This window comes from Pseudoalteromonas sp. SG45-2, from assembly GCF_014164115.1.
GTDB classification, from domain to species: domain Bacteria; phylum Pseudomonadota; class Gammaproteobacteria; order Enterobacterales; family Alteromonadaceae; genus Pseudoalteromonas; species Pseudoalteromonas distincta.
The window spans coordinates 83,738-107,801 of sequence record NZ_JACJEO010000010.1 but is presented as its reverse complement, the minus strand read 5'-3'; the positions used below and the strand labels follow the sequence as shown (position 1 = coordinate 107,801).

Genomic DNA, 24,064 nt, shown 5'->3' with positions numbered 1-24,064 from the left:
CGTTAACTGAGTAACTTGGAATAGTTATTGCAAATTCTACGTAGTGTCAATTTTTTGAAATTGTAGAATTATGAGTTTTAAAGCGGTATTACAACAACTTAACAGAGACAAAAAAGACTATGCCAAAGGGGTAGGTACACCTTTGCTTGTGCTTGCTGCCTTGGGAATGGTGATTTTACCACTACCGCCATTTTTACTCGATATCCTTTTCTCGTTTAATATTGCTCTCGCGTTAGTGGTTTTACTTGTAACTGTTTACACGATGAAGCCAGTTGAATTTGGTATTTTCCCCTCTGTATTACTAATCGCTACAATTATGCGCTTAGCACTTAACGTTGCCAGTACTCGAGTTGTGTTACTTGAAGGCCATAATGGTGGTGACTCTGCCGGTAAAGTGATTGAAGCGTTTGGCTCAGTTGTTATTGGTGGTAACTACGCTGTTGGTTTGGTTGTGTTTTTAATCCTGATCATTATTAACTTTGTAGTAATTACTAAAGGTGCTGGTCGTATTTCTGAGGTATCTGCGCGTTTCACCCTTGATGCAATGCCGGGTAAACAAATGGCAATTGACGCCGATTTGAACGCAGGCTTTATCAGCGCAGAACAAGCGCGTGACCGCCGCGAGGAAGTAACTCGCGAAGCTGATTTTTACGGCTCAATGGATGGTGCGAGTAAATTTGTAAAAGGTGATGCGATTGCAGGTATTGTTATACTAATCATCAATATTGTTGGTGGTTTATTTGTCGGTATGATCCAGCACAATTTGAGTTTTGGCAATGCAATGGAAGTATATACATTACTTACCATTGGCGATGGCTTAGTTGCTCAACTCCCTTCTTTACTGCTTTCAATTGGTACCGCGATTGTTGTAACACGCCAAAATGAGTCGCTCAATATGGGGGACCAATTTAAGAAACAACTAGGCAACGAAAAGTCACTCTTTATTGCATCTGGTATTTTGATCATCATGGGCTTAGTGCCTGGTATGCCGCATATTGCTTTTTTAAGTTTAGGTGCGTTACTGGGTTACTTAGCTTACTACACACAGCAAAGTAAATTAAAAGCTGCTGCGGCAGAAGCTGAAGAGGCCGCTAATGGCGGAAGCGTTGCAACGGGTGTTGCTAATAAACAAGAACAAAAAGAACTAGGCTGGGATGACGTTCAGCAGGTTGATGTAATTGGCTTAGAAGTCGGTTATAGATTAATTCCGTTAGTGGACCAATCACAAGGTGGTGAGCTACTTAATCGTATTAAGGGGGTGCGTAAAAAGCTTTCTCAAGAGCTTGGTTTTTTAGTGCCGCCGGTACATATACGCGACAACTTAGAGCTTGACCCTAACGCTTACAGAATAACACTAATGGGGGTTTCAACCGGTGAAAGCGAGCTTAAGCATGGCGACGAGCTAGCGATTAACCCAGGACAAGTATTTGGTCCAATTAAAGGGGTTGAAACAAAAGATCCTGCGTTTGGCCTTGATGCCGTATGGATCAAGCCTGATCAAAAAGATGAAGCACAATCACTAGGTTATACCGTTGTAGATTCAGCCACGGTAGTTGCCACTCATATTAGCCAGTTATTAACTAACAGTGCAGCGTTATTACTAGGGCATGAAGAAGTTCAAAACCTACTTGATATGCTTGCTAAAAGCCATCCTCGCTTAGTGGAAGGACTAGTACCTGATGTATTGCCATTAACTGCTATTGTAAAAGTACTACAAAATTTATTAAATGAAGGCGTGGCTATTCGCGATATGCGCTCAATTGTTCAAACCCTTGTTGAGTATGGCCCACGTAGTCAAGACCCTGATGTATTAACGGCTGCAGTGCGTATTTCACTGCGTAGATTAATTGTTCAAGATGCGGTGGGAATGTCATCAGAAATCCCTGTCATAACCTTGGCGCCTGAGTTGGAACAGATGTTGCATCAGTCATTACAAAATGCAGGCGATGAAGGTGCCGGTATTGAGCCAGGACTTGCAGAGCGACTTCAAGTGTCATTGACACAAGCGCATCAAAATCAAGAAATGGCCGGCGAACCTTCTATATTGCTAACGTCAGGAATGTTACGCACTGTGTTATCTCGTTTTGTTAAGTACACCATTCCAGGATTGAGAGTGATGTCTTATCAAGAGGTACCAGACGAAAGACAGATCAAAATTGTAAGCTCGGTAGGCCAACAATAAGATTTTAACAGGGGTTGAATCATGAAAATTAAACGTTTTTTTGCTAAAGATATGCGCACAGCACTTAAAGAAGTTAAAGATGAGTTAGGTGTTGATGCGGTTATTATGTCAAATAAAAAACTGGCTAACGGTGTAGAAATTGTAGCGGCAGTTGATTATGACAAAGCAGCCCCTAAAGTAGCAGCGCAACCCCAACGCCCTGCAGAGCCGCGTACTCAGGCGCCACAACAAAGCATGCATAATTTTGTAAAACCAGAGCCACAGCGTGCCAAGCCTGAGCCTCAAGCAAAAGTTGCTGACAGCCTACAAGCATTATTAGAGCGTCAATCACCGCGTCCTCGTTCTCCTGAGCTTGCATCAATGTTTTCACAATCGGGTATTGATACTACTGATAACTATCAAGAACCTGATATGGGGCAGCGTACTAAAAATATGTTTGCTCCTGAAGTTGCTGCGCCAGTTCGTCCACAAACTCAAGCGGATAGCTTAGGTTTTGATGATTTAGACCGCGACTTTGATGATTTAGATAGCCCAGTAACCACTCGCCAACAAGCACCTAATAATGAAAGCGAAGAAATGACAACAATGCGTGAAGAAATGAACGCAATCCGTCAATTATTAGAACACCAAGTATCAGGCTTGATGCAGCAAGATATGGCGCGTCGCGATCCAACACGCGCTTGTATGGTTGACCGTTTAGTCGGTATGGGTATCGATAAAGAAGTAGCACAGCAAATGGCATGTTTTGTACCTGATGATGTGTCTCGTAAGCAAGGTTGGAAAGCATTGTTAACTATGGTCGAAGATCAAATGCAAACAACCAATAATGAAATACTTCGCCAAGGTGGTGTATATGCGTTAGTGGGTCCAACAGGTGTGGGTAAAACAACGACTGTTGCTAAGCTTGCAGCTCTAGGCGCACAAAAATATGGTGCCGATAAAGTGGCGTTAATAACCACTGATACATACAGAATTGGTGCTTATGAACAACTTGCAACATATGGTCGTATTATTGGTTGTGGTGTTAAGCAAGTTAAAGATGCTAATGAATTAGCTGAAGTTTTATATCATTTACGAAATAAACGTCTAGTATTAATTGACACAGCAGGTATGAGCCAGCGAGATTTACGTTTAACTGAGCAATTAAACACGTTAATGCGTAACCAACGTGTAGATATTCGCAGCTACTTAGTACTTAGCGCGACAGCACAAATTAATGTATTGCAAGAAACTGTACGTCACTTTAAAAAAGTACAGTTAAGTGGCTGTATTTTCACTAAGTTAGACGAATCATTAAGTTTGGGTGAGATTATTAGTATTGCGATTCAAAATCGCCTTCCAATAGGGTATCTTACTAATGGTCAACGAGTACCAGAGGATATTCGTGTTGCAAATGCTGAGAAACTAGTTAAAAAGGCTGAGCAATTATATTTAAAAAGAACAAAAGAACAACATTCAAGGCACCAAGCAGTGGCGCCAAGCACAGTAGGGATGTATGATTAACACAGTATTAGATCAAGCAAGCGGCCTGCGCAAAATGAGTCAAAACAATAACAACGGCGTAAAAGTTATCGCTGTAACCGGTGGTAAAGGTGGAGTAGGGAAAACAAATGTTTCTCTAAATACAGCTATTGCACTTGGGCAGCAAGGTAATCGAGTATTAGTGCTGGATGCTGACTTGGGTTTAGCAAACTGTGATGTGATGCTTGGTTTACGTGTAGAGCGTAACTTGTCACATGTCTTGTCTGGTGAATGTGAGCTTGATGAAATTTTAGTTGAAGGCCCTGCAGGAATTAAAATTGTACCCGCTACATCGGGTTCGCAAAGTATGGTTGAATTATCACCATCTGAGCATGCTGGGCTAATTCGTGCGTTTAGCGAATTGAATACCGAATTTGATATTTTAATTGTAGATACAGCTGCTGGTATTTCAGACATGGTACTGAGCTTCTCGCGTGCAGCGCAAGATGTAATGGTTGTTGTATGCGATGAGCCGACATCAATCACCGACGCTTACGCACTTATTAAAGTATTAAGTCGTGAGCACGGCGTTTATAAATTTAAAATTGTTGCCAATATGGTGCGCAGTATGCGTGAAGGCACTGAATTGTTTGCAAAGCTATCTAAAGTTACCGACCGCTTTTTAGATGTATCAATGGAGCTAGTAGCAACGGTTCCTTATGATGAAAATATGCGCAAAGCAACACGTCGTCAAAAAGTAATAGTAGAGCTCTTTCCAAATTCGCCAGCCGCTCTTGCGTTTAAAACGCTGGCAACAAAAGCAGTTAAATGGCCAATACCCAACCAACCATCTGGGCATTTAGAGTTTTTCATTGAGAAACTAGTAAACGGTTAATTATGACAACACTGGTGAATAGAGCTATGGGATATCAATCAACACAAAATTTAAATGTGATTGTTGAGAAGCATGCATCACTTGTTAAAAAAGTGGCATGTCATCTAATTGCTCGATTACCACCTAGCGTTCAACTTGATGATTTAATTCAATCAGGAATGATAGGCTTAATAGAAGCTTCGAAAAACTTTGATGCAACAAAAGGCGCAAGCTTTGAAACTTTTGCAGGTATTCGTATTCGCGGTGCTATGCTTGATGAAATGCGCCGTGGTGATTGGGCTCCTCGTTCAGTTCACCGTAAAAACAGGCAAGTTGCAGAAGCAATTACTGAGCTCGAAAGTAGTCTGAACCGCGAACCAACGGACATAGAAGTTGCTGAAAAACTTGAAATTTCGCTCAATGAGTACCATCATATTTTAAATGATGCGAATACGAGTAAAATATTAGGCATTGAAGACCTTGGTGTAGATGAGGATGTTATTACTCCTGTAGGCCAAGATTTAGCACAAGATAAACCTTTTAATAATGTTAAAAATGATAGGTTTAATGAGTCTTTGCTAAGTGCAATTAAGTCATTACCAGAGCGTGATGCAATGGTGCTTTCTTTGTACTACAACGATGAAATGAATTTAAAAGAAATAGGACATATACTCGATGTAAGTGAATCGCGTGTAAGTCAGATACATGGTCAGGCGATGATTAAGCTTAAAGCTAAAATCAATGACTGGATAAATTAGTAGTAAGTAAACAAAGGTTAATACCTCACTGGGGGATGTTTTGGATAAAAACATGAAAATTCTTGTAGTTGATGATTTTTCAACAATGAGACGCATTATAAAAAACCTGTTACGTGACTTAGGTTTCACTAACGTTCAAGAAGCTGATGATGGGTCTACAGCTTTGCCTATGTTGCAAAATCAAGTGTTTGATTTTGTAGTTACGGATTGGAATATGCCTGGAATGCAGGGTATTGATCTTTTAAGAGCAATACGTGCAGACGATAAGTTAAAACATATCCCTGTATTAATGGTAACGGCAGAGGCTAAAAAAGAACAAATAATAGCTGCAGCGCAAGCTGGTGTTAATGGTTATATTGTTAAGCCATTTACGGCTGGAACATTAAAAACTAAATTAGAAAAAGTATTTGAACGCTTAGGCTAATGATGGGGGAGAGGCTTATGCCAGCACCAGCTGCGCCTCAAATAACGTTAGAACAAGCTCGTCAGCTCGTTGTTTTTTTAGAAAATGATGAGCAAGACAAAGCAAATCAGTTGATTTTAGAGGCTGCATCTAAAGAGCAGTCTGAATTATTTGCTGAAGTTGGAAAGTTGACTCGTCAACTGCACGAAGCCCTTAAAAGTTTTGAGCTTGATACTCGCTTAACTGATATAGCGACAGATGCGATTCCAGATGCTAAAAAGCGGCTTAATTATGTTATAGAAATGACAGAAAATGCGGCTAATAAAACAATGGATGCAGTGGAGGCCAGTTTACCTATAGCTCAACAGTTAGCGGACGAAATATCTCATATTAAACCGACATGGGATCGTTTAATGAGCCGCGAGATTGAGCTTGGTGAGTTTAAGCAACTTTGCCATAGCATCGATAAGTTTATGAACAACTCTCATCATAAGACTGATGAGCTTCAAAGCTTAATGACAAATGTACTAATGGCTCAAGACTATCAAGACTTAACAGGTCAAGTTATTCGCCGTGTTATCGAACTTGTTAGGGAAGTAGAAGAAAGTTTACTTCATCTTTTAACTGCGTTTGCTGAACAAGACGACACTAACAGCACCGCGAATAAAGTAGAACAACAAAAAATAAAAGAACCAGTTGCCACACAAACTTTAGCAGGTCCTGAAGGCCCTATTATTGATAAAGAATCGCGTAATGATGTTGTATCTGATCAAGATGAAGTTGATGATCTTTTATCAAGTTTGGGCTTCTAAGAGGAGAGTAACTGCATGTTTGAAGTCGATGAAGATATTTTACAAGACTTTCTTGTAGAGGCTGGAGAAATCCTAGAGCTTTTATCTGAACAGTTAGTTGAGCTGGAAAATAATCCAGAAGATACCGAGTTACTAAACGCTATATTTAGAGGTTTTCACACTGTAAAAGGTGGTGCAGGCTTTTTAGCTATGACAGAACTTGTTGATGCTTGTCACGGTGCTGAAAACGTATTTGATTTACTACGTCAAGGCGTGCGAACAGTCAACTCAGAGTTAATGGATGTTATTTTACAAGCACTAGACACCATTAATGAGATGTTTGCGACTATACAAAACAGAGACAAGCCTGAACCTGCAGATCCTGAATTACTTCATACTCTTCATATCTTAGGTCTACCTCCAACAGAAGCCGAAGCCACTGAAGCCTCTTCACAAACAGAGGTTGAACAACCTCATAATGAAGTGGTGGATACACCGGTAGCTGATGATGAAGATCCGTTTGCATTTGATGAACTATTTAGCGGAGCGCCTTCGGTTAGCGATGCTGAAATAGATGAAATCACTGAAGACGAATTTGAAAGCTTACTTGATGAGCTGCACGGTAAAGGACAAGGTCCTGCAGTTGAAAAACCAGTAGCAAGTAGTAGTGATTTTAGTGGTGATATTACTGATGATGAATTTGACAGCTTATTAGACGAGTTACATGGTGTTGGCAGTTTTGGTGAAGTTACGAGCAAACCTGAACAAAATGATGCCAATAAAACACCTGTAGAATCTGCTATACCAGCTGTAAATACAGTTAATTCATCAGATGATGAAATTAGTGATGACGAATTTGAAGCGCTTCTTGATGAACTTCATGGTAAAGGCACTGCTCCTAAATCGATAGAAAGTGCGCCAGCTGCAAAACAACCTGAACCTGTTTCACCGCCAGCTAAACAAGTGAGTGAACCAGTAAAAAAAGCTGAGCCAGCTAAAGCTCCTACTCCAAAACCAGTTGAAAAAGCGCCAGAGAAGCCAGTAGCTAAAGTACCACCAGCAGCAGCTCCAAAAAAATCAGCGCCACCAGCAGCAGAGACCACTGTTCGCGTAGATACAAAACGACTCGATCAAATTATGAATATGGTTGGTGAGTTAGTTCTTGTACGAAATCGTTTGGTTAGTTTAGCGACTAACTCAGACAGTGAAGCGATGGGTAAAGCAATCTCTAACTTAGATGTGGTGACTGCGGATATTCAAGGTGCGGTTATGCAAACGCGAATGCAACCAATTAAGAAAGTATTTGGTCGCTTCCCTCGCGTTGTACGCGACTTAGCACGTAGCTTAAATAAAGATATTGATTTAAAGCTTATTGGTGAAGAAACCGATCTAGATAAAAACTTAGTTGAAGCACTTGCCGACCCGCTTGTGCATTTAGTTAGAAACTCAGTTGACCATGGTATTGAAATGCCCGCTGTTCGTGAAGCAGCTGGTAAGCCTAGAACAGGTAATGTTACTTTATCAGCGTCTCAAGAGGGCGACCATATTTTGCTAACCATCAAAGATGATGGTGCAGGTATGGATGCTGAAAAACTGAAAAAAATTGCAATTAGTAAAGGCGTACTCGATCATGACCAAGCGAGTCGACTTTCTGACACCGAAGCATATAACCTGATTTTTGCACCTGGCTTTTCTACAAAAGAAGAAATATCTGATATTTCAGGCCGTGGTGTAGGAATGGACGTAGTTAAAACTAAGATCACGCAACTTAATGGCTCAGTAAGCATTCAGTCTGAACTTGGTGTTGGTACTATTTTAGAAATAAAAGTACCACTTACCTTGGCTATATTACCGACATTAATGGTCGTTGTTGGCGCACAAACATTTGCGTTACCACTGGCTGGTGTTAGTGAGATATTCAATTTAGATTTAACGAAGACGAATGTAGTTGATGGGCAATTAACAATTATTGTGCGTAAAAAGGCGATACCGTTATTTTACCTTGAGCATTGGTTAGTAAAAGGCTCAGATCGTTCTCAGCGAAAATCTAAAGGTCACGTCGTTATTGTACAAATTGGTACGCAACAAATTGGTTTTGTTGTTGACTCATTAATTGGCCAAGAAGAAGTAGTGATTAAGCCGCTTGATGCGTTACTTCAAGGAACGCCAGGTATGGCAGGCGCTACAATAACTTCAGATGGCGGCATTGCACTGATTTTAGACGTTCCAAACATGTTAAAACATTACGCAGGCTAATAATAAAGTAGGTATATATTTAATATATACCTACGCATAAATTTAATAAGAGAGCTAAATGGCCGTTAAAGTTTTAGTTGTTGATGATTCAAGCTTTTTTCGCCGTAGAGTAAGCGAAATCCTTGAGCAAGATAGCGATATACAAGTTATAGGCTTTGCTGTTAATGGCAGAGAGGCTGTTGAGAAAGCAGCTCAATTGCGTCCTGACATGATCACCATGGATGTCGAAATGCCTGTGCTTGATGGTATTAGCGCAGTTAAAGAGATAATGGCGAGTAACCCAACTCCTATCTTAATGTTTTCATCACTTACACGTGATGGTGCAACAGCAACGTTTGATGCGTTAGATGCTGGCGCAATGGATTTTTTACCGAAAAAATTTGAAGATATTGCACGCAATAATGAAGATGCAATTAAGCTTTTGCAAAGTAAAGTAAAAGATATAGGACGAAGACGTTTACCGCGAACATTTAGAGCGGCAACACCAGCTAAACCAGTCATTTCAACGAAACCAACAAGTTCACTTTCGCAAAGCACAAGCACATCAACAACTCAAATCAAGCAGCCTGATAGAAGCTTTCAAAGAGCTGCGCCTGTTGCATCGACAAGTTCAAATGTTGCCTCAATGCGAGCAAGTGGAAAACAATATCAACTTTTAGCTATTGGTACTTCTACAGGTGGTCCTGTTGCTCTGCAAACTATATTGACTCAATTGCCTGCTAATTTTCCTCACCCTATTTTACTTATTCAGCACATGCCCGCTGCATTTACACCCGCGTTTGCAGCGCGCTTAAACGGTTTGTGCCAAATAAAAGTGAAAGAAGCACAACAGGGCGATCGCTTACAACCAGGAACTGCTTATTTAGCGCCTGGCGGACAGCAGATGATGGTAGAGGGGCGTGGAGCAAATAGAACGCTGCGCGTATTTGAAGATCATAGCGAGAGAATAAGTTATAAACCAAGCGTAGATGTAACGTTTGCTAGTGCAGCTAAAACGTACCAAGGTGATGTACTTGCTATTGTTTTAACAGGTATGGGCGCTGATGGTCGTGATGGTGCAAGAATGTTAAAACAAACGGGGGCAACTATTTGGGCACAGGATGAGAAAAGCTGTGTCGTTTATGGAATGCCCCAAGCAATTGCTAATGCGGGGCTTTCAAGTGAAAGCTTAGCATTGAGCGATGTTGCAGCACGTATAATGAGAGAGGTAGGTTGTGGATAAACTCTCAATATTTGGACTATTGGTAGCACTTGGTGCAATAGGTTTAGGCTATTCTTTAGAAGGCGGTGTTGTTTCAGCTTTATTTAATGGCCCTGCGCTTATTATTGTACTTGGTGGCACGCTTGGCGCTGTTATGTTGCAAACCTCTGCTAGCACATTCAAAAAAATGCTAAATATGAGCTCGTGGGTTTTTGTTGCACCACAATACGATATTGAAGACGCAATAGAGCAAGTTAAACGATGGTCTCATAAAGCACGTCAAGAAGGTTACTTAGCGCTTGAGAATGAAGCTTTAGCTCACCCAGATGCGTATGCAGCAAAAGGTTTAAGCTTACTTGTCGATGGCTGCTCAGAGCAAAAACTACGAGACACGCTTGAAATTGATTTACTGCTAGAACGCGATCGTTTGCTTGAAGCCGCGCGTGTTTATGAAGCAATGGGGGGTTACAGCCCTACCATTGGTATTTTAGGTGCGGTGCTTGGCTTAATACAGGCAATGTCGTTTATTACCGATCCACAAATGCTTGGCGCCGGCGTTGCAACGGCATTTATTGCGACCATTTATGGTGTTGGTTTAGCTAATTTATTGTTTTTACCTATGGCAAATAAGTTAAAACAGCGTGTAGAGCAAAAAATGCTTTACCATGAAATGCTTGCTGAAGGCGTTATTGCAATAAGCATAGGTGAAAGCCCAGTAAATATAGAATTAAAGCTTGAAGCCTATCGTGTAGAGCGCCCTAATTTAGTGGACGAATAACATGTTACGCCGACGACTTCGTCACTCTGCTGCTAAAAGTCAACATACCGAACGTTGGCTTGTATCGTATGCCGATTACATGACTATTATGTTTGCTTTTTTTGTGGTTCTGTATGCGATAGCGATTAATAAAGAAGAACAATTCCAAATATTGTCAGATTCCCTTGAACAGGTTTTTGATAAGTCAGCTCGCCAATACTCCCAGCAAGGTGAAGGTGTCAACGGTAATGGAATATTGACAGATAGAGTGACACCTGAACAAGAAGTTCTTTATGGCGAAAGTATATTAAAAGAAGAGCAAGGTCCTGAGCTACTCGACGGCCAAAGTGATACCAGCAATATCCAGCAAAAGCATTTAGGCAAACCTCTTGATAGTTTATTAATTAAATTACAGTCAGCGCTTATTGATGAAATCCGTGATGGAGAAGCCAGTTTAGAGCTTAACCAAGATTGGCTGATTATAGAGCTAAGCTCAGGTATGTTATTTTCAAGTGGTAGTTCAGTTGCACACTCTCGTGCAAAACAGGTCGTCAAGATTGTTAAAGATATTATTGCACCAGTAGATAACTATGTAAGAGTACGAGGTTATACTGATGATGAAAGTATTCGTAATGAGATATTTCGTTCGAACTGGGAACTGTCGGTAGCTAGAGCCACGTCAATTTTAGTAGAGCTGGAAGCATTAGGCATTAATTCAGCTAGAATGGCGATAGAAGGTTATGGCCAATATTCACCTTTTGCAAGTAACGATACAGAACAAGGGCGCGCAGAAAATCGTAAAGTTGTTATCGCACTTTCTAAGTATGGATTACCGCCAAAACAAGAGGTTAAAAGTGACGGGCAAGCTGATGAGCCTGCAGTGATTGAACCTGAAATTGAACTTCCTTCAGATGACGATACAATAAAAATAATTCGTTTGCCTCATGGTGGTATTCGCATAACAACGCGCAATGAACAGTAATTAGGATGTAATGTGAAGATTTGGACTGTCGCTAATCAAAAAGGAGGGGTTGGTAAAACAACAACCGCAGTGAGCCTTGCCGGTATTTTGGCATTACAAGGTAAACGTGTGTTGCTTATAGATACAGACCCTCATGCGTCACTCACTTATTACTTTGGCATTGACTCAGAGGATTTAGAAGTTAGTGTGTACGATATTTTTGCCCGTGGTACAAGTATGCAAAGTGAAGAGATACTCCAAGCTTTGTGTCCATCAACACTTCAAAACCTGGATATTTTACCTGCGACTATGGCAATAGCTACGCTTGACCGAAGTATGGGTAATAAAACAGGGATGGGGTTAATACTAAAAAAAGCGCTTGCAAAAATTAGCGAACATTATGATTATGCCATTTTAGATTGCCCTCCAGTTTTAGGGGTGTTAATGGTCAATGCGCTTGCAGCAAGTGAGCGAATTTTAGTGCCAGTGCAAACGGAGTTTTTAGCACTCAAAGGGCTTGATAGAATGATGCGTACTATGGATTTGATGCAATCCTCTCAAGCAAAAGATTATCAATATACTATAATTCCTACCATGTACGACAAACGTACTAAAGCATCGTTAGAAGCATACAAAACATTGCAAAGTACATATGGTGATAAAGTTTGGCCAGGTGTGATACCGGTGGATACCAAATTTAGAGATGCAAGCTTTGCACAAAAAGTACCTGTAGAGTATTGTCCTCGCTCGCGCGGTGTATACGCATATAAAGCACTGCTAGAATATTTAATTGAACAAGGTTAATGAATGAGTAAGCAATTGTTTGCTAATGAAAAAGTAATGAAACAATACCTTGGGGCTTTGTTATGTGAAGATGAGCCTGTAGATAACCTTGAGCCAGTTGCAAAATTACTTGAGCAAATCCCAGATGATTCACAACAGCATATTCATTCAAAACCTAAAGAACAATTAAAAGCAGCAGAGAGTACATTTGATAATGACTTGCTCAATGTTGAAATTGAGCCAATAGCTGAGCCAGCGTTTGAAACTGAAAAAGTTAATGAAGTGGTTGACGAGGAAGTAATAGCACCTGCAATTACTACTATAGAAAAGCCAGAGCTGGAGATTGTAACTACTAGCCAATCAGACTATTTTGATGGTGAATTTCAGGCATTGTTTTTTGAAGTTGCTGGCTTGACCTTGGCTGTGCCATTAAAAGCACTTGGTGGAATACATCAATTAGGTGAAGTAAATCATTTGTTTGGTAAGCCGAAATGGTTTAAAGGCGTTATGCTCAACAGAGAAGAAAAGCTTAATGTTGTTGATACTGCGCGTTGGGTTATGCCAGAAAAATATGATGATAAATTAGAGGCATCTTTAGATTATCAATATTTGATTACACTAGGTGATAGCCAGTGGGGTTTATTAGCTGAAAAGTTGATAAATAACATTACATTGAGTAAAGAAGATGTAAAATGGCGTACAAATAAAAGCAAGCGCCCATGGCTTGCTGGCGTTATAAAAGAAAAAATGTGTGCTTTGATAGACGTAGATAATTTAAATATATTATTAGAGAAAGGCTTAGATAGCCGTCAGTAGTAATGACCATTACGGGGTAATAGCATGAATCAAGATAAATTACTGTCAGCAAATAAAAACGCAGATAATAACGATGAAATTTTACAGTGGGTTACGTTTAAGCTAGAGGAAGAAACCTACGGCGTAAATGTAATGCAAGTACAAGAAATACTTCGTTATACAGAGATAGCTCCTGTACCAGGTGCACCTTCATATGTGATTGGTATTATTAACTTACGCGGCAACGTTGTTACCGTTATTGATACTCGCGCACGTTTTGGTTTGCTAGCTGCTGATGCAACTGACAACTCTCGCATCTTAATTATTGAAGCAGAAGAGCAAGTTATTGGTATTTTAGCCGACAGCGTATCGGAAGTGGTTTACTTGCGCAGCTCTGAAATCGACAGTGCGCCAAATGTTGGTACTGAAGAAAGCGCTAAGTTTATTCAAGGTGTTTGTAACCGCGATAATGAATTACTGATTTTGGTTGATTTAAATAAGTTACTCAGTGATGACGAATGGGATGAGTTAAGCGATATATAAGCTTTACCAAATAAATTATGGTGTTACTTAGTATAGCTATATCAGCGTTAGCGGTAGGACTTATATCGCTGGCGTTAATTATTGCATTAAAAAATAAACACGCGAATGAAATTAATGCTGTATCGCAGCAGCTTAAAGATAGCTCTGAGCAGACTCATATTTTGCGCAGTGAAATTTCGGAGATTAGAACCGGGCTCTTAAGTATTGGTAAGCGAGTGCTTGAAGTCGAACAACAAAACCAAGATTTAATGCAACAGCAAGCGGCGCAAAAATACGATGACCCTGATGCTAAAATTTACTCTCGTGCTGTAAAAATGGTTGAGTTAGGTGCAGACCTTGATGAAGTAATACGCGAGTGCGAACTACCACGAGCAGAAGCCGAATTACTATTTTCATTACATAAACAAAAAGGTGCTTAGCGCCTTTTTTTATGTGCGAATAAATTGGCTCAAGCTTTAATATTTAACTTACCTTGAAAATCCTGCCAACCTGGCGGAAATTGACCTCTTAATACATACGAAAACGCAATAAGCTCTGCAATAACATAATAAAGCTCTTTGGGAATTTCTTCTCCTAACTCTAAATGTGACAACGTTTTAGCAAGTGCTGCATCTTCGTGGATCATAATTCCTTTTAGTTTAGCCGCTGCTATTATTTCATCAGCTAATTCACCAAACCCTTTAACACTTACAGTGGGTGTGTTTCCAGCTTCGTACAAAAGCCCAATGGCTGATTTATTAATCGGTGTTTCACTCATAGCTAAACCTTAATATTAATAATTGCGTGAGATTTATAGAATGCCTGATTGTTGGCATCGCCTCTCTTTAAGTTGAGCTCGCCAACTTGTAAGCCATGTTTAGCTAGTTTTGATCTTAAATTATCTAAGTGAGGGTGAGCAATTGCACTTACTTCTTGGCTCGAGGCTAATAGCTGGCAATCGAGTGCTTTATCCATTAACTCAGCAGTAATTTGTAGCTGCCCAAGTTGGGCATAATCAAAGTTTAATCTGACAAACCATACATTTTTATCTTCTAATTTACCGGCGCTTGGCTTTTTATACTGTCCAAGTGTTATTTCTGTTTGGGCTGCTTCTGGAGGTAATCTCATCGGTAATAAAAATTGTGCAAGCGGGTTTGTGTCTGGCTGTTGATTTGGTGTTGAGACACTTACTTGGGTAAGTGTGTTTTTAACGTGTACGATTTCGCTGGCCAAAGCTTGTACTTGAGCTTGTTGAAGCTGTTCAAGTATTTTTGCTCCCGTGTTACCCATTTTAAAAGTAGGTATAAGTACTTGTAAGAGAGCATCTAAGCCAGTTTGATTATTAAAACTGATAGGCGTTACTGATTGGCTAATGAGAGGCGCAGCTAAAATACTCACAGCCACCTGTTCAAGCCCTTTAGTGAAACTACTTTGCAGCATATCACCCGCTAGTTGAGTGGGCTGTAAAGTAGCAAGTATCTCACGCTGTATGGTTGCAGGGTTTATGTTATTACTTGAAACCATACGGTTAAATGCCTGATTAATTAAGCGAGTTAAATCAGGGGTGTCTTTTGTTGCCTTATCTGTAATATCAGTAATTTGACTGCTTAAAAGTTGTTTATTGTAAGCCAGCCTATCTGTAGGGGTTGTGGCATCAGGAAGCTTTAATAATGTACTTAATAGTTTTGCTTCTATTGGTTGTAGCATTTGACTTCGAGAGGGCGCATTAGATAACGGCTCAGTTAACAAGGTAATGCTTTTAGTGTTCACTGTGCTTGTGTTGTTTTGATTATTATCGTTTATTGCAAGCTGTGCTGAGGAGGTGGTAAGTCCCTTAGTGGCTACTTCATTGGTAGGGTTAACCAAGGTGTTCGATTTACTGTTTTCACTAGTAATAAGGGTTTTTAATTGGCTTGCTTTTAAATCACTTAGCTTAGCGCTCGCCACTTCACCTGAGGTAGTATTATTTGTTATTGGCGTGTAGGTTGTTGCTGTGTTTGCAGGTGTTTGCCAAACACTAACACTTCCTTTTACTAGTTGCGTTAATTGTACAATCGGCGGGAGCCTTGAAAAGTGCTCTGGCAAAATATTGGTCGTATTGTTATTTAACGCATTACTTACACTTTGAGTAATGTTAACTCTATTTAGCGGTGATTCACTCAGTTGTATAGCTAAAGACGTTTTTTGTTGCGTGGGCGAAGTTGATAGCTGCGTTAACTCAGATTTACTTATTGCAGCAAAAGGCTTATTTTCAAAATATTTAACCGCATCATTAATTCGCGTTTTTAAATCACTAAAACTATTTTGTAACCACGATTTTATTGGACTATCTGGGTTCAATAATGGATTTACTTTAATATTACTCGCAGAAACGGCTACTTCAGGTGCATTGCTTTTTTGCGCTAAAAGTAACTCGTTAAATGGTTTAGAGAATGAGTTGTTAAGCGTTACTTTTATATTGTTTGTATCGGTTTTAATAAATAATTTATCTGCCTGGTTGACTAAATTCACTTTAATAGGTGTATTAGGTAGTTCGGCAAGTTGTTGATTAGTAATAGGTGTTGTAAATGAACCTGACTTTTGAGGATGAGTTAAAATAGCCAGTTTTGGTGTTACTTGAAGCTGCGCACTGGGTAATAAGGCCGCGAGTAAATTAGTAAGTTTAGTTTGGCTAAGTGGTTGCGAGTGAACCGTATCAGCAAAGCGGTTAATAATATTAATCTGTGCGCCTTTATTAGTCGTACTAACAACTACTTTTAAAGGCTGTTCAGTTGTAAGTAACTGGGCTACGTCTTTATTTATGGCAATACTTGCGTTGAGTTTATCAATAACTAACTTGGGAGAAGGTGATACAGCAACTTGTACATCCATTGGTTGGCTTTGTACCTCAGTGCCCGTGCTTACATAATTTAACAAGCGCTGCAATTGTACTGGCTGATTTAAAGTAAGGGTTGTACTGTTTGGCGAGATGTTGAGCTGCTTACCATCAGGGCTGATCTGTATGTTAGCACTGACTATTTTTTGCAGGTTTTGTGGTGCGCTTGTAGTGCCAAGCCTTAATGTTTGCCAATGCTTATCAATAAATACATCAAGCGTAATCGAGTCTTTCGAAAATTGGATGTTTTTAGCCGCAAGTACCTCACTAGGTAACTGTGGTAACTCATTGGTCTGGCTGTGAGCAGATTGATTGATAACCAATGAGTTAGATAATGTTATTTGCGTTGGTGTATTCATTATTTTAAATCAAGTTTTTGTTAATCGATTATAAAGCAATATTCGTATTACCCTATCATTATGGTAGACTAACGCCTAATTTTTGGCAGAGAGAATCGTCATCTTGTTACACATTAAGTCCGTCACCTGCATCAAGCAAGATCGTTGTTTGTTTGCGGATCTTAATTTTAGCCTTAATAGCGGTCAAATCATGCAATTAGCGGGTCCTAATGGGGCTGGTAAAACATCGCTACTGCGTATTATTGCTGGCTTTTCTGTGCCTGATGAAGGGTCTGTTCTGTTCCAAGATCAACCTATATCTAAGTACTATGAAGAGTATGCCAGAGAGCTGCTTTTTATAGGGCATAAAACAGGTGTAAGTACTCAGCTTAGTGCAGTTGAAAATGTTCGCCACTGGTTACAAATTAATGGCTACATAAATGAGCCTGATTTATATCCTATTTTAGCGCAACTTGGCCTTGTTGGACTTGAAGATGTACCCGTTAGAATGCTATCTGCTGGACAACAACGACGTGTAGCGCTTGTTAGGCTTTGGTTAAGTGATGCTAAATTATGGGTACTTGATGAGCCATTTACCGCGCTTGATAAAAGCGGTGTCGCCTTTTTACAGCAGCGATTTACTGAACACTTACAAAGCGGTGGTGCCATTTTATTAACGACCCACCAAGACTTAACGACCCACTTTAGTAACTTACAAACGGTTACACTGGAGTATCGCCACTAATGACTCGTCAACACTCTTATTGGTTGCTATTTAGTGCGGTATTTACCAAAGATGTAAAACTTGCGTTTCGCCAGCGCGCCGAAATTGTAAATCCTATTTTATTCTTCTTAATTGTAATTTCATTATTTCCGTTAGCAATAGGGCCTGAGCCCAGTCTACTTGCGAGAATGGCGCCAGGTATTATTTGGGTTGCCGCATTACTCTCTACCATGTTGGGTTTAGATAAGTTGTTTAGGGATGATTTTAACGATGGCTCGTTGGAGCAGTTAATTGCATCCTCTTATCCATTATCGCTAACCGTACTTGCTAAAGTGGCTGCTCATTGGGTGGTAACAGGTTTACCGCTTGTATTAATGACCCCGCTATTTGCATTGTTGTTAAACCTAGAAAGTACGGCGTTAACAGCAACTGTTTTAACATTATTATTAGGCACTCCACTATTGAGCTTTATTGGCGCAATAGGCGCAGGGCTTACTGTAGGATTACAAAAAGGGGGTATTTTGATGAGTTTACTCGTACTGCCTTTGTATATTCCTGTTTTGATTTTTGCAACGTCGGCTATCGATACCAGTACAATGTCACTGGATTATAGTGGGCAGCTTGCCATCCTTGGTGCAATGTTACTTATTGCTATTATTAGCGCACCAATTGCCATATCGTCAGCTTTAAAAGTGAGTGTAAGTTAATGTGGAAGTGGTTACATCCCTATGCTAAAGCAGAGCGTGCATACCAGTTATGCAATACGTTACTGCCATATTTTGCCGTAGTTACCGTAGTTAGTATGATTGTTGGATGGGTATGGGGGCTTGGTTTTGCACCTGCCGATTACCAACAAAAAGACAGCTACCGTATCATCTTTATTCATGTGCCTTCTGCCATTTTATCTATGGGGGCTTACTCATCAATGGCGATTGCCGCTATCGTTGCACTTGTATGGCAGCTACGAAATGCCGAGCTTGCTGTTATTGCTATTGCGCCTGTTGGTGCATGTATTACTGCTATAGCGCTTATTACTGGCGCTGCATGGGGTAAACCTATGTGGGGTGCTTGGTGGGTATGGGATGCGCGTTTAACGTCTGAACTTATTTTATTATTTTTATATCTTGGCGTGCTTTCGCTTTACCATGCATTTGAAGATAAGAAGTCAGCAGGGCGTGCGGCTTCTATTTTAGCAATTGTTGGCGTAATTAATTTACCTATTATTCATTACTCTGTTGAGTGGTGGAATACGTTACACCAAGGTGCAAGCATTACAAAGCTAGATACAAAAGCAATAGATCCAAGTATGTTTTGGCCTCTTATGGTTAATATTTTAGCCTTTGCTGCTTTTGTTGGAACAGTGACTTTAATTCGTCTTAAAAATGAAATTTTGCAACGAGAAAAGCACCGACCGTGGGTTCGCTCGTTGTTAAATAAGGGGTAATTATGCAGTTTGACTCTTTTTCTGATTTTATTGCAATGGGAGGTTATGGATTTTATGTCTGGCTTTCTTTTGGTACATGCGCACTTATTTTACTCGGTATTTTAGTGAACTCTTTGAGAGACACCAAACGTATTATGGCTTCAGTGGAGCAACAAATAATACGTGAAGCGCGAATTAAAAAAGCTAAGCAGGAACAAATCTCATGAATCCAAGACGTAAAAAGCGCCTATTGGTAATCATTGCCGTACTGTTTGGTATTGGTGGGTCAATTGGTTTAGTGCTTTATGCACTGCAAGAAAATATTAATCTTTTTTATACGCCAAGCGAATTAATTGATGGCAAAGGCCCTAACAAAGAAAAACCACATATAGGTCAAAAGTTACGTATTGGCGGCATGGTTGTGCCAGGCACGGTTGAGCGTAATGAACAAAGCTTACAAGTAAGCTTTAAGCTAATAGATACAGGCCCATTAGTGACTGTGCGTTATCAAGGCATATTGCCAGACTTGTTTCGTGAGGGGCAAGGCATTGTAGCGCAGGGCGTATTAGTCGAGCCTAATGTTATTGAAGCATTTGAAGTGCTTGCAAAGCATGACGAAGAATATATGCCAGCAGAAGTTGCAGAGGCAGTTAAAGGTATTAAGCACGAAAAACCAAAATACAACTTAGATAGTGGTAATTAGCTATGATCCCAGAAATTGGTTATTTTTCTTTAACGCTTGCCATGGTGCTAAGCGTTTTACTGTGTATTTTTCCTCTTTGGGGCGCGCATACTGGTAATCTTCGATTAATGCGTGCGGCTCCATCTTTAGCAATAGGCCAGTTTGCTTTTGTACTAATTTCTTTTGCTGCACTTATTTATGCAAGTTTAACAGACGACTTTACCGTATCTTACGTAGCGTATCATTCAAGTAGTACGCTGCCTTGGTACTATAAAATCACCTCTACGTGGGGCGGTCATGAAGGTGCTATTTTATTATGGTTAGTAATGCAAGCGGGTTGGACTGCAGCTGTAGCAGCGCGTTCTAAATCATTACCTTGGGTATTACGTGCTCGCGTACTGGGTGTACTTGGTTTTTTAGGTGTAGGTTTTATGATGTACACCTTACTGCTTTCAAGCCCGTTTGAGCGCCTACTTCCTTATTTTCCGGTAGAAGGGCGTGATTTGAATCCGCTGCTTCAAGATCCAGGTATGATTATTCATCCACCATTACTGTACATGGGTTATGTGGGGCTGTCGGTTGCTTTCTCTTTTGCTATAGCTGCATTGTTAACTGGTAAACTTGATAACACATGGGCTAAATGGTCACGCCCGTGGACGATGACTGCATGGGGGTTCTTAGGTTTAGGTCTTACTATTGGTAGCTGGTGGGCGTATTCAGAACTAGGCTGGGGTGGCTGGTGGTTTTGGGATCCAGTAGAAAACGCAGCGCTTATGCCTTGGCTTGTTGCAACCGCATTACTGCATTCATTAAGTGTGACAGAAAAGCGCGGTATATTTAAATCATGGACAGTATTACTCGCAATTGCAGCATTTTCTTTAAGTTTGCTAGGTACGTTTATTGTACGCTCGGGTATTATTGTATCGGTACATGCGTTTGCTACAGACCCCGATAGAGGCTTATTTATACTCGCCTTTTTAGGCATCGTTGTCGGTGGTGGCTTGGCGTTATATGCAATGCGTGTGTCACAAGTTCACAGTGAAGGACGATACAAGCTGGTATCGCGCGAAGTGGCGTTATGGCTCAATAATATATTTTTAGTTGTTGCTACATTAATTGTTATGTTAGGTACATTGTTGCCAATGGTTCATAAAGAAATGGGCTTAGGTAGTATTTCTATTGGCGAACCGTTTTTTAATAAGATGTTTGCAATAATTTTAGTACCGTTTGCTATTTTGATGGGTATCGGACCACTTTTACGTTGGAAGCAAAACAAGTGGGCTTTTTTGCAAAACAAAATATTAATGGGCGTATTAGCAAGTGTTGTGATTACCTGCGCTTGGTTATTCTCAAGTTACGATTTAGTAAAACCACTTACGTTATTAGCGACAACGCTTGCAGTGTGGATTGCAATATCAACAGGGATTGATATTTACACCAAAGCCGCAGTGCACGGCACATTAAAAGAAGGTTTAAAACGCTTTACTGTAAGTTACTGGGCTATGGTACTTGGGCATATTGGTATTGCATTTATTATTGCGGGCGTAACACTTACCTCGGCTTATTCAGTAGAGCGTGATGTATCGATGAAACCGGGTGAAATAGCACAGCTTAATGAGTATGAATATCGCTTTGATGGCGTTAAAACTATTCGTGGGCCAAACTACAGCGGTCATGCGGGCGTTGTATCTGTGCTTAAAAATAATGAGCTAGTAACACGTTTACACGCCGAAAAACGTAAATATGACATTGGTATGCAGTTTATGACTGAGGCAGCAATAGATGCCGGTTTTAAACGTGATTTATATTTAGCATTAGGTGAGCAGTTAAGTGGTGATGCATGGTCACTTCGCATTTATCATAAACCATTTGTACGCTGGATATGGATTGGTGGTGTGCTTATGTCATTTGCAGGTTTCATGATTTTGTTTGATAAACGCTACCGTACATCAGCTAAAACAGCCCGTAAAGATGCACCGGAGAGTGTTTTATGAACCGTAAAATTTTAGCACTCGCGCCGCTTTTAGTATTTGCATTTGTTTGTGTGTTTTTATACCAAGGACTTTTTGCTAACCCTCGTGAAATTCAAACGGGGCGGTTAGGCCAAGAAATGCCCGCATTTAATTTACCAGATTTGATGCAAGACAATAAGCAGTGGACTAACGAATCGTTAAAAGGCGAAGTTTACTTATTAAATGTGTGGGGTACTTGGTGCCCGACATGTTTAGTTGAACTTGGCTATTTAACTAAATTACGTGAGCAAGGCGTTAAAATTATTGGGCTTTATTACGTACAAGGTTACGACGCTGACTTTGATGGCCCGTTTGATATGCAATCACTTCGCAGCGAAGTCACTGATATGCTGCAACGTGCAGGTGACCCTTACCAATTTAATATTTTAGATTTACACCGTACTTTGTCGTTGGATTTAGGCGTGTCGGGTGCGCCAGAAACTTTTTTAGTCGATAAAAACGGCACTATTTTGTTACATCACACCGGTGATATAAATCCGCGAGTATGGCGAGCTAAATTTGCGCCAATTATGCAGGAGCTTAAATAATGAAGTGGTTACTACTTACGCTTAGCCTTTTTGTAAGCATGGGTGCGTTTGCACAGCAAGATCGCTATCAATTTGATAACAACAAACAAGCAATATTGTTTGAAGAGTTAACCAAAGAGCTACGTTGCCCTAAGTGTCAAAATCAAAACATTGCGGACTCCGACGCTGTTGTTGCTAAAGACTTGCGCGATAAAGTGCTCGTATTGGTTAAAGAAGGTAAAAGCAAAGACGAAGTGATTGATTATATGATTGACCGCTTTGGCTATTTTGTTCATTACGACCCACCTGTTACACCAGCGACTTTAGTGCTGTGGGTACTACCGGTATTAATTGTAATTGTTGGCTTTGGCTTTATTGTTATTCGCCAACGAAAAGCATCAGTAAAACAAACATGGAGCAGCGACGATGAAATGCTGCTAGCGAAGCTAATTGAACAAAATAAACGTCAGGAGCAAAGCTAAATGATTTTAATGTGGGCGTGTTTTGCCTTACTCACACTGGTTGCTCTTAGCTTTGTTATGATACCTTTTTTAAAAAAAGAGCGTGTTCAAACGATTACTCATAACGCCAATGCTGAATTAATTAGTATTTATGAGCAGCGTTTAGTCGATTTGCAAACTGATTTAGATAATCAACGCATTGATAGCGTAAACCACGCAGAATCAATTGTTGAATTAAAACGTCGCTTATTGAACGAGCTATCACCAGAGAAATCACTTAACAGCAAAGGTAATAACCGTATTTTTGCTTTAACAGGCGGTGCATTTGTTCTTGCACTTACAGGGATTTTTTATAGTTTTACAGGCAGTCAGCAGCAAATTTCGGCTTGGCATGACGCAATGGATAATTTAGCTGAATATGGCGAGCGTGCTGTAATGCAAAAAGGTGAGCCGCTTAGTCAAAATGAGCTGCAGGCTTTTGCATTGGCGCTTCGTACTAAACTTAGCCGCTCTGGCGATGATGAAGTTGCTTGGATGCTACTTGGTCGAGTGGCTATGTCGCTTAATGAATTTGACATGGCGCAGCAGTCATTTGATAAAGCACTACGTATGAACCCTGATAATATGCAGGTTCTTATTAGTTACAGTCAGGTTTTATTACTTGAAGGTAGCGAAGCTAATATGACTCGCGCGGCAGGTATGCTTTCAAAAGTGCTAAACGTTGAGCCTACTAATTTAGATGCTATTTCGTTACTAGCGCTGATAGCGTATGAGCGTAAAGATTGGCCGCAAGCTAAAACTGCATTTGAAGTTTTATTGGCGAGCATGGAAAAAAATGATTCACGTTATAACATGATCTCAGAACGTATTGCTGATATTGAGCAACAAATGCAAAGTGAAGGCTCAGTTATGCCAGTTACTACTACAACGGGTGCTATTGCAGTTACAGTCGACATTGCAAAAGAGCTTATTGATAAACAGCCAAAAGACGGTATTTTGTTTATATTTGCAAAAGCTGCAACTGGCTCACCTATGCCATTGGCTGCTGTTAAGCTTACTAAATATTCATTTCCAATTACAGTTGAGTTGAGTGATAGTAGTGCAATGGTTGCAGGGCTTAACCTATCTAGTGCAGAAAATATTATTATTTCGGCGCGTATTTCTATCGATGACTCTGTTATGCCAAGCTCTGGTGAGCTAGAAGGTCATTCACAGGCGTTAAAGCGTGAAAGTGTAAGTGACTACCAACTTCAAATTGATACATTAATACCTTAAGGA

25 protein-coding genes are annotated in these 24,064 nt (G+C 40.2%); 23 read left to right on the top strand and 2 right to left on the bottom strand.

Translation table 11 applies throughout. The features are described from left to right. Nucleotides 1–70: 70 nt before the first annotated feature. From flhA to H5116_RS09265, 14 genes are read left to right on the top strand one after another with little or no spacing between them, the layout of a single operon-like run. On the top strand, nt 71–2,182 hold the full coding sequence (gene flhA, locus H5116_RS09330; RefSeq protein WP_039484610.1) for a flagellar biosynthesis protein FlhA: 2,112 nt from the start codon (nt 71–73) through the stop codon (nt 2,180–2,182). 21 nt (nt 2,183–2,203) lie between these two features. Next, entirely contained in the window at nt 2,204–3,685 is a 1,482-nt protein-coding gene (gene flhF, locus H5116_RS09325; RefSeq protein WP_154903545.1) for a flagellar biosynthesis protein FlhF, read from the top strand. Then, the gene (locus H5116_RS09320; RefSeq protein ID WP_002959312.1) at nt 3,678–4,538 is read left to right on the top strand and encodes a MinD/ParA family protein; all 861 of its coding nucleotides are present in this window, start codon (nt 3,678–3,680) and stop codon (nt 4,536–4,538) included. The genes flhF and H5116_RS09320 overlap by 8 nt, the downstream gene beginning before the upstream one ends. A gap of 26 nt (nt 4,539–4,564) precedes the next feature. Continuing rightward, entirely contained in the window at nt 4,565–5,275 is a 711-nt protein-coding gene (locus H5116_RS09315; protein WP_002959310.1) for an RNA polymerase sigma factor FliA, read from the top strand. Nucleotides 5,276–5,315: 40 nt separating this feature from the next. After that, nucleotides 5,316–5,699 carry a chemotaxis response regulator CheY gene (gene cheY / locus H5116_RS09310; protein ID WP_008132609.1) on the top strand — a complete coding sequence of 128 codons (384 nt, stop codon included), beginning with the start codon at nt 5,316–5,318 and terminating at the stop codon, nt 5,697–5,699. 17 nt (nt 5,700–5,716) lie between these two features. After that, complete coding sequence (locus tag H5116_RS09305) at nt 5,717–6,490, top strand: protein phosphatase CheZ (RefSeq protein WP_182716007.1); 774 nt, start codon at nt 5,717–5,719, stop codon at nt 6,488–6,490. A gap of 15 nt (nt 6,491–6,505) precedes the next feature. Beyond that, nucleotides 6,506–8,725 (top strand): chemotaxis protein CheA, encoded by a 2,220-nt coding sequence (locus H5116_RS09300; RefSeq protein ID WP_182716006.1) that lies wholly within the window; start codon nt 6,506–6,508, stop codon nt 8,723–8,725. Between the two features lie 58 nt (nt 8,726–8,783). Further along, entirely contained in the window at nt 8,784–9,947 is a 1,164-nt protein-coding gene (locus tag H5116_RS09295) for a chemotaxis response regulator protein-glutamate methylesterase (protein ID WP_182716005.1), read from the top strand. Continuing rightward, nucleotides 9,940–10,704 carry a flagellar motor protein gene (locus H5116_RS09290; RefSeq protein ID WP_024595391.1) on the top strand — a complete coding sequence of 255 codons (765 nt, stop codon included), beginning with the start codon at nt 9,940–9,942 and terminating at the stop codon, nt 10,702–10,704. Before H5116_RS09295 ends, H5116_RS09290 begins: the two co-directional genes overlap by 8 nt. A gap of 1 nt (nt 10,705) precedes the next feature. Further along, nucleotides 10,706–11,665, top strand: coding sequence for a flagellar motor protein MotB (locus H5116_RS09285; RefSeq protein ID WP_182716004.1), 960 nt, complete (start codon nt 10,706–10,708; stop codon nt 11,663–11,665). A 12-nt stretch (nt 11,666–11,677) separates the two neighbouring features. After that, nucleotides 11,678–12,448: a ParA family protein gene (locus H5116_RS09280; RefSeq protein ID WP_002959298.1), complete on the top strand. Its 771-nt coding sequence runs from the start codon at nt 11,678–11,680 to the stop codon at nt 12,446–12,448. 3 nt (nt 12,449–12,451) lie between these two features. Beyond that, the gene (locus H5116_RS09275) at nt 12,452–13,243 is read left to right on the top strand and encodes a chemotaxis protein CheW (protein ID WP_024595393.1); all 792 of its coding nucleotides are present in this window, start codon (nt 12,452–12,454) and stop codon (nt 13,241–13,243) included. 24 nt (nt 13,244–13,267) lie between these two features. After that, nucleotides 13,268–13,765, top strand: coding sequence for a chemotaxis protein CheW (locus tag H5116_RS09270; RefSeq protein WP_002959294.1), 498 nt, complete (start codon nt 13,268–13,270; stop codon nt 13,763–13,765). Nucleotides 13,766–13,782: 17 nt separating this feature from the next. Further along, nucleotides 13,783–14,184: a DUF2802 domain-containing protein gene (locus H5116_RS09265; RefSeq protein ID WP_024595394.1), complete on the top strand. Its 402-nt coding sequence runs from the start codon at nt 13,783–13,785 to the stop codon at nt 14,182–14,184. A gap of 29 nt (nt 14,185–14,213) precedes the next feature. On the opposite strand, the gene H5116_RS09260 is transcribed toward H5116_RS09265, so the two are convergent. Together H5116_RS09260 and H5116_RS09255 are read right to left on the bottom strand one after the other, a co-directional pair. Continuing rightward, a complete protein-coding gene (locus tag H5116_RS09260) occupies nt 14,214–14,522 on the bottom strand; it encodes an EscU/YscU/HrcU family type III secretion system export apparatus switch protein (RefSeq protein ID WP_138488715.1) in 309 nt (102 codons plus the stop codon). Between the two features lie 2 nt (nt 14,523–14,524). Next, nucleotides 14,525–16,978 (bottom strand): flagellar hook-length control protein FliK, encoded by a 2,454-nt coding sequence (locus H5116_RS09255; RefSeq protein ID WP_182716003.1) that lies wholly within the window; start codon nt 16,976–16,978, stop codon nt 14,525–14,527. Between the two features lie 103 nt (nt 16,979–17,081). Between H5116_RS09255 and ccmA the strand changes: the two genes are divergently transcribed. The 9 genes from ccmA to ccmI are packed head-to-tail and all read left to right on the top strand — an operon-like array spanning nt 17,082 to nt 24,061. Further along, the gene (gene ccmA / locus H5116_RS09250) at nt 17,082–17,702 is read left to right on the top strand and encodes a cytochrome c biogenesis heme-transporting ATPase CcmA (protein ID WP_152609331.1); all 621 of its coding nucleotides are present in this window, start codon (nt 17,082–17,084) and stop codon (nt 17,700–17,702) included. After that, the gene (gene ccmB, locus H5116_RS09245) at nt 17,702–18,388 is read left to right on the top strand and encodes a heme exporter protein CcmB (RefSeq protein ID WP_165723519.1); all 687 of its coding nucleotides are present in this window, start codon (nt 17,702–17,704) and stop codon (nt 18,386–18,388) included. The genes ccmA and ccmB overlap by 1 nt, the downstream gene beginning before the upstream one ends. Then, nucleotides 18,388–19,125 (top strand): heme ABC transporter permease, encoded by a 738-nt coding sequence (locus tag H5116_RS09240; RefSeq protein WP_002959285.1) that lies wholly within the window; start codon nt 18,388–18,390, stop codon nt 19,123–19,125. Before ccmB ends, H5116_RS09240 begins: the two co-directional genes overlap by 1 nt. A 2-nt stretch (nt 19,126–19,127) precedes the next feature. Continuing rightward, nucleotides 19,128–19,331, top strand: a complete 204-nt coding sequence (gene ccmD, locus H5116_RS09235; protein ID WP_002959284.1) for a heme exporter protein CcmD — start codon at nt 19,128–19,130, stop codon at nt 19,329–19,331. Beyond that, nucleotides 19,328–19,807 carry a cytochrome c maturation protein CcmE gene (gene ccmE / locus H5116_RS09230; protein WP_002959283.1) on the top strand — a complete coding sequence of 160 codons (480 nt, stop codon included), beginning with the start codon at nt 19,328–19,330 and terminating at the stop codon, nt 19,805–19,807. Before ccmD ends, ccmE begins: the two co-directional genes overlap by 4 nt. A gap of 2 nt (nt 19,808–19,809) precedes the next feature. Further along, a complete protein-coding gene (locus H5116_RS09225; RefSeq protein ID WP_182716002.1) occupies nt 19,810–21,780 on the top strand; it encodes a heme lyase CcmF/NrfE family subunit in 1,971 nt (656 codons plus the stop codon). After that, nucleotides 21,777–22,346, top strand: a complete 570-nt coding sequence (locus H5116_RS09220) for a redoxin family protein (protein ID WP_182682690.1) — start codon at nt 21,777–21,779, stop codon at nt 22,344–22,346. Before H5116_RS09225 ends, H5116_RS09220 begins: the two co-directional genes overlap by 4 nt. Next, on the top strand, nt 22,346–22,807 hold the full coding sequence (locus tag H5116_RS09215; RefSeq protein WP_002959280.1) for a cytochrome c-type biogenesis protein: 462 nt from the start codon (nt 22,346–22,348) through the stop codon (nt 22,805–22,807). Before H5116_RS09220 ends, H5116_RS09215 begins: the two co-directional genes overlap by 1 nt. Then, on the top strand, nt 22,808–24,061 hold the full coding sequence (gene ccmI / locus H5116_RS09210; RefSeq protein WP_182716001.1) for a c-type cytochrome biogenesis protein CcmI: 1,254 nt from the start codon (nt 22,808–22,810) through the stop codon (nt 24,059–24,061). Nucleotides 24,062–24,064 lie beyond the last annotated feature (3 nt).